General features: G+C 47.3%; 8 protein-coding genes and 1 pseudogene. 1 reads left to right on the top strand and 8 read right to left on the bottom strand.

The genetic code is table 11. The features are described from left to right. Positions 1-219: 219 nt before the first annotated feature. From FTU67_RS13975 to FTU67_RS13955, 5 genes are all read right to left on the bottom strand, one after another. Positions 220-444, bottom strand: coding sequence for a hypothetical protein (locus FTU67_RS13975; RefSeq protein ID WP_000743213.1), 225 nt, complete (start codon positions 442-444; stop codon positions 220-222). Further along, on the bottom strand, positions 441-1178 hold the full coding sequence (locus FTU67_RS13970; protein ID WP_001366550.1) for a recombinase family protein: 738 nt from the start codon (positions 1176-1178) through the stop codon (positions 441-443). Before FTU67_RS13970 ends, FTU67_RS13975 begins: the two co-directional genes overlap by 4 nt. A gap of 148 nt (positions 1179-1326) precedes the next feature. Beyond that, positions 1327-2493 (bottom strand): tetracycline-inactivating monooxygenase Tet(X3), encoded by a 1167-nt coding sequence (locus FTU67_RS13965; RefSeq protein WP_024160783.1) that lies wholly within the window; start codon positions 2491-2493, stop codon positions 1327-1329. A gap of 189 nt (positions 2494-2682) precedes the next feature. Beyond that, the gene (locus FTU67_RS13960; RefSeq protein ID WP_205779272.1) at positions 2683-3276 is read right to left on the bottom strand and encodes a tyrosine-type recombinase/integrase; all 594 of its coding nucleotides are present in this window, start codon (positions 3274-3276) and stop codon (positions 2683-2685) included. A 72-nt stretch (positions 3277-3348) separates the two neighbouring features. After that, positions 3349-4053 (bottom strand): IS6-like element IS26 family transposase, encoded by a 705-nt coding sequence (locus FTU67_RS13955; protein WP_001067855.1) that lies wholly within the window; start codon positions 4051-4053, stop codon positions 3349-3351. Positions 4054-4182: 129 nt separating this feature from the next. Here FTU67_RS13955 and FTU67_RS13950 point away from each other — a divergent pair, with 129 nt between their 5' ends. Next, positions 4183-4998: an APH(3')-I family aminoglycoside O-phosphotransferase gene (locus tag FTU67_RS13950; protein WP_000018323.1), complete on the top strand. Its 816-nt coding sequence runs from the start codon at positions 4183-4185 to the stop codon at positions 4996-4998. 136 nt (positions 4999-5134) lie between these two features. Here the strand turns inward: FTU67_RS13950 and FTU67_RS13945 are convergent, their stop codons facing one another. From FTU67_RS13945 to FTU67_RS13935, 3 genes and pseudogenes are all read right to left on the bottom strand, one after another. Continuing rightward, complete coding sequence (locus FTU67_RS13945) at positions 5135-5536, bottom strand: LysR substrate-binding domain-containing protein (protein ID WP_001183556.1); 402 nt, start codon at positions 5534-5536, stop codon at positions 5135-5137. 39 nt (positions 5537-5575) lie between these two features. Then, positions 5576-6280 (bottom strand): IS6-like element IS26 family transposase, encoded by a 705-nt coding sequence (locus FTU67_RS13940; protein WP_001067855.1) that lies wholly within the window; start codon positions 6278-6280, stop codon positions 5576-5578. Positions 6281-6341: 61 nt separating this feature from the next. Further along, positions 6342-6470: pseudogene (locus tag FTU67_RS13935) on the bottom strand (transposase zinc-binding domain-containing protein); the annotation flags it as partial.

Genomic DNA, 6470 nt, shown 5'->3' with positions numbered 1-6470 from the left:
ATGAGGCATGTTCCGCGTCCTTGCAATACTGTGTTTACATACAGTCTATCGCTTAGCGGAAAGTTCTTTTACCCTCAGCCGAAATGCCTGCCGTTGCTAGACATTGCCAGCCAGTGCCCGTCACTCCCACTCGATTGTAAACAAGCACACAAAACCCTTTAGTGACAACAATTTGCAAGAACTATCAGGCTCAGTGCCATGAAAAATACCATGACCAGATCATGAGGTTGAACACGGCTTGCGCCGGCAGCGTTCACGCTCCTGGTCGGCGATCTCGCCCGGCTGCAATGCTAGCTCAGCATCGGTCATGCGCTCCAGCACGTCGCGTAGGCGGATGGTGCAAGGAATGGGCGGCAGCTCGAACTCATAGCCGCCGGCGATCATTTCGGCCGCAATCTCCTCGGTGATGAAAAACGGCTCGTCGTCTTGGTTCGGCTTCTTCATGCCCTTTCCTCCTGGCGCTCATCCTGGCCGACAGCGGCCAGGGCATCGGCTTCCGTCAATGCGTCCTCCACGAACGCGCCGTGCTGCTTCGCTTCGGCCTGGCTGACCTCGGCCCATATCCGTTTCACCTGGGCCGCACTGTACCCGGCCAGCTCGGCGGTCTTGTTGATGCTGTAGCCGGACTTGCGCAGCGCGACAACTTGGGCGCGGCGCTTCGGATCAGCACGGCGGCCCTTGTACCGCCCGGCCTGGCGGGCCAACTCAATGCCTTGGCGCTGGCGTTCGCGCCTGTCCTCGTAGTCGTCGCGGGCCATCTGCAAGGCCAGGCGAAAAAGCATGATCTGCACGGCTTCCAGCACGATCTTGGCGACGCCCTGGGCCTCGGCCGCCAGGTCGGATAGATCGACCACGCCAGGGACGGCCAGGCGTGCGCCTTTGGCCTGTATCGAGGCCACCAGGCGCTCGGCCTCGGGCAAAGGTAGGCGGCTGATGCGGTCGATCTTCTCGGCAATGACCACCTCGCCGGGCTGTAGGTCGCCGATCATGCGCAGCAGCTCAGGCCGGTCGGCGCGTGCGCCGGATGCCTTCTCACGGTAGATGCCGGCGACGTAGTAGCCGGCGGCCTTCGCGGCCGTAGTGATCGCCTCTTGGCGTTCCAAGTCCTGCGCGTCGGTGCTGACGCGCAGATAGACCCGCGCCACCATCGGCGCGGCTACTGGCTTCGTCCTGCGCATACTTGCGGGCTCCTTTGGGCATACTCAAATGCACCCATCTTAAACTGGCAGCTAATGTACAAAAGTTGATAGAAGCACACAAGTTCAATTTTGCACTTCTGCCCCACTATTGCAAAACTGCTTGTTAGTAGCCGTTTTTTCTTACTGTTTATAGATTCAATAATTTTTGAAACGAAAAATTGGGACTAAACATTTCGGTTTCGTTTTCTGTCGATTCGTCCTGCGTATCTTTTGCATAAACAAACATTTGTTGTTCGTAGTTTTCGATGGCATTTTCAATACTTGTAAATTCTCCGTTTGTAAGGTTTTCAGACAATATCAAAGCATCCAATAATCCCGTATTTACACCCTGTCCTGCAAAAGGCGACATCAAATGAGCAGCATCGCCAATCATTGTTATGGGTAATGGACGGTTACTTTTCCAATCATTGTTCAAAGGAAATTTCCTTGTGGGCAAGCATTGAAATGTTGATACCGAACGTATTAATTGTTTGTAAACTTCACTCCATTTGGAAAATCTTTTCAATAAAAAATCGGCAACGCTGTTTCTGTCCTGAAAATCTAAGGGAATTTTATTTTTCCATTCATCGGGCGTTTTAAAACTAATTCCTAAATACAATGCACCATTATTATTGGGATTGGCAAACAATAAAATGCCCTGATGTCCCGCCATTAATCGGTTGCCGTTGCATAGCTGAAAAAATCCGGGACAGTTTATTTCCGGTTGAAGAATATCAGCTTGGATGTTGAAAGTACCGGTTTCTTCAACTTGCGTGTCGGTAACAAAGCTCCTTATTTTCGACATTCCACCATTGGCAAGAATAACCAAATCTGCTGTTTCACTCGGTTTATTCTCAAAAGTTAGTGTCCACTTCTTCTTACCAGGTTCAAGCATAACAAGTTTTCTATCCCAAATAACCGTGTCGTTTTCTAAACTATTCAACAAGATAGCCCTTAAGTCATTTCTGTTTATTTCAGGATTGTCAAATCGATTTTCGGGCTTTACATTTTTTGTGGATAAAATATTGCCTTTTTCATCAGCAATATTTACACCCATTGGTAAGGCTAAGTCATAATAAGTTTGTAACAATCCCGCTTTTTTCATTGCTTCCTGACCTGAACCTTTGTGTAGGTCAAGGGTTCCACCAAAAATTCTTGCCTCTCGGTCGTTGTCTCTTTCGTAAACTGAAACGTCTATGCCGTTTTGCTGTAATAATTTTGCCATAGTCAGTCCAACGGGTCCACCACCAATTATTGCAACGTTCTTATCACTAAGTAAATTCATTTGTTTGTCTGTATCTATTCGCATTGTCATTCAAAAATGGCACATAACAAGTGGCTATACGCCAAATGGCGTATATATCCACTATATCTTATTTTGCTAAACCTTTCATTATCAGTGACAAATCCGTTTTCAACCGTTTACCGTTCGTTTCTACTCTCTCAAAAGGATTTATATTCATAGTGCTTTTTGTTAAGTTTTGCTCAAATATACAAATCCTTTCTATATATCTAACAAATCCATCGGACTTTTTAATTGTTCCATTCCCTTGGTGGTAATATGTGTATAAACCTCAGTTGTTTTACTGCTTGAATGACCTAACAACGATTGAATATAACGTAAACTCGTACCATTCTCAAGCAAATGCGTTGCAAAGCTATGTCGTAAGGTATGTACAGTAACTTCCTTTTGAATCTTTGCTTTTAAAACAGCTGCTTTAAAAATGTTTTGAATACTTCGGCTTGAGTATGCGCCACCTTTTTGACCTTCAAATAAATAATCTTTTGGTTTATATTCCATAAAGTATGTTCTTAAAATAATTAATGTTTTCTCAGATAAAATGGTATAACGATCTCTTTTTCCTTTTGACTGTTCTATACGAATTTGCATGCGCTTGGAGTCAATGTCTTTTATTTTCAGGTTTATACATTCAGAAATGCGCAAACCTGCCGAATAAATAGTCATCAGAATAGCCTTGTGTTTCACGTTTTCAATAGCGCGTAGTACCCGAATGGTTTCTTCTTCACTCATCACAACAGGAAGTGTTTTTTCTTTTTTTGGTCTTTCGATGAAATATGTTTTCCGTTGTCCACCCAAAACACGTTCGTAATAAAACTGGCACTGTTGCAAAGTTAGCGATGAGGCAGCCTTTTGTCTTATTCAAAGGCCTTACATTTCAAAAACTCTGCTTACCAGGCGCATTTCGCCCAGGGGATCACCATAATAAAATGCTGAGGCCTGGCCTTTGCGTAGTGCACGCATCACCTCAATACCTTTGATGGTGGCGTAAGCCGTCTTCATGGATTTAAATCCCAGCGTGGCGCCGATTATCCGTTTCAGTTTGCCATGATCGCATTCAATCACGTTGTTCCGGTACTTAATCTGTCGGTGTTCAACGTCAGACGGGCACCGGCCTTCGCGTTTGAGCAGAGCAAGCGCGCGACCATAGGCGGGCGCTTTATCCGTGTTGATGAATCGCGGGATCTGCCACTTCTTCACGTTGTTGAGGATTTTACCCAGAAACCGGTATGCAGCTTTGCTGTTACGACGGGAGGAGAGATAAAAATCGACAGTGCGGCCCCGGCTGTCGACGGCCCGGTACAGATACGCCCAGCGGCCATTGACCTTCACGTAGGTTTCATCCATGTGCCACGGGCAAAGATCGGAAGGGTTACGCCAGTACCAGCGCAGCCGTTTTTCCATTTCAGGCGCATAACGCTGAACCCAGCGGTAAATCGTGGAGTGATCGACATTCACTCCGCGTTCAGCCAGCATCTCCTGCAGCTCACGGTAACTGATGCCGTATTTGCAGTACCAGCGTACGGCCCACAGAATGATGTCACGCTGAAAATGCCGGCCTTTGAATGGGTTCATGTGCAGCTCCATCAGCAAAAGGGGATGATAAGTTTATCACCACCGACTATTTGCAACAGTGCCGATAAAAATATATCATCATGAACAATAAAACTGTCTGCTTACATAAACAGTAATACAAGGGGTGTTATGAGCCATATTCAACGGGAAACGTCTTGCTCGAGGCCGCGATTAAATTCCAACCTGGATGCTGATTTATATGGGTATAGATGGGCTCGCGATAATGTCGGGCAATCAGGTGCGACAATCTATCGATTGTATGGGAAGCCCGATGCGCCAGAGTTGTTTCTGAAACATGGCAAAGGTAGCGTTGCCAATGATGTTACAGATGAGATGGTCAGACTAAACTGGCTGACGGCATTTATGCCTCTTCCGACCATCAAGCATTTTATCCGTACTCCTGATGATGCATGGTTACTCACCACTGCGATCCCCGGGAAAACAGCATTCCAGGTATTAGAAGAATATCCTGATTCAGGTGAAAATATTGTTGATGCGCTGGCAGCGTTCCTGCGCCGGTTGCATTCGATTCCTGTTTGTAATTGTCCTTTTAACAGCGATCGCGCATTTCGTCTCGCTCAGGCGCAATCACGAATGAATAACGGTTTGGTTGATGCGAGTGATTTTGATGACGAGCGTAATGGCTGGCCTGTTGAACAAGTCTGGAAAGAAATGCATAAGCTTTTGCCATTCTCACCGGATTCAGTCGTCACTCATGGTGATTTCTCACTTGATAACCTTATTTTTGACGAGGGGAAATTAATAGGTTGTATTGATGTTGGACGAGTCGGAATCGCAGACCGATACCAGGATCTTGCCATCCTATGGAACTGCCTCGGTGAGTTTTCTCCTTCATTACAGAAACGGCTTTTTCAAAAATATGGTATTGATAATCCTGATATGAATAAATTGCAGTTTCATTTGATGCTCGATGAGTTTTTCTAATCAGAATTGGTTAATTGGTTGTAACACTGGCAGAGCATTACGCTGACTTGACGGGACGGCGCTTCCCTACCCTCATGGCCGCCTCCCAGGAATCGACCCAGGTGCTTATCGTGGACATAATCCTTTACTCATAAATTTATCTTATTCCATTATTGTACCTGTCACGCAAAACTTGCAGAAAAGCCATAAACGCAGGAGAATCCTGTCGGCGGTGAGGATAATAAATATGGTAGCCGTCAAAATATGGACACCACTCGGTCAGAACAGCAATCAGCTTGCCGCTTTTGATATATCCATCTGCAACATACTCGGGAATATAGGCAATCCCCAGCCCGTCTAATGCTGCATCGAGCTGATGAATCGTGCTGTTCGCAATATATTGCCCTTTGACTTTCAGACTGAATTTCTGAGCATCTTTCTCGAATTCCCAGGCGTACAATCCACTCGTATCAGAATAGCGGACGTTAATGCAGTTGTGGTTCAAAAGATCCTGCGGCTTCCTGGGCTTAGCATAACGCTTAAAATGGCACTGTTGCAAAGTTAGCGATGAGGCAGCCTTTTGTCTTATTCAAAGGCCTTACATTTCAAAAACTCTGCTTACCAGGCGCATTTCGCCCAGGGGATCACCATAATAAAATGCTGAGGCCTGGCCTTTGCGTAGTGCACGCATCACCTCAATACCTTTGATGGTGGCGTAAGCCGTCTTCATGGATTTAAATCCCAGCGTGGCGCCGATTATCCGTTTCAGTTTGCCATGATCGCATTCAATCACGTTGTTCCGGTACTTAATCTGTCGGTGTTCAACGTCAGACGGGCACCGGCCTTCGCGTTTGAGCAGAGCAAGCGCGCGACCATAGGCGGGCGCTTTATCCGTGTTGATGAATCGCGGGATCTGCCACTTCTTCACGTTGTTGAGGATTTTACCCAGAAACCGGTATGCAGCTTTGCTGTTACGACGGGAGGAGAGATAAAAATCGACAGTGCGGCCCCGGCTGTCGACGGCCCGGTACAGATACGCCCAGCGGCCATTGACCTTCACGTAGGTTTCATCCATGTGCCACGGGCAAAGATCGGAAGGGTTACGCCAGTACCAGCGCAGCCGTTTTTCCATTTCAGGCGCATAACGCTGAACCCAGCGGTAAATCGTGGAGTGATCGACATTCACTCCGCGTTCAGCCAGCATCTCCTGCAGCTCACGGTAACTGATGCCGTATTTGCAGTACCAGCGTACGGCCCACAGAATGATGTCACGCTGAAAATGCCGGCCTTTGAATGGGTTCATGTGCAGCTCCATCAGCAAAAGGGGATGATAAGTTTATCACCACCGACTATTTGCAACAGTGCCGTTCAGGCAGTACTTCATCAACCAGCAAGGCGGCACTTTCGGCCATCCGCCGCGCCCCACAGCTCGGGCAGAAACCGCGACGCTTACAGCTGAAAGCGACCAGGTGCTCGGCGTGGCAAGACTCGCA

It is taken from the genome of Acinetobacter sp. YH12132 (assembly GCF_013418645.1).
Classification (GTDB): domain Bacteria; phylum Pseudomonadota; class Gammaproteobacteria; order Pseudomonadales; family Moraxellaceae; genus Acinetobacter; species Acinetobacter indicus.
This window is presented reverse-complemented; position numbering and strand designations above follow the sequence as displayed.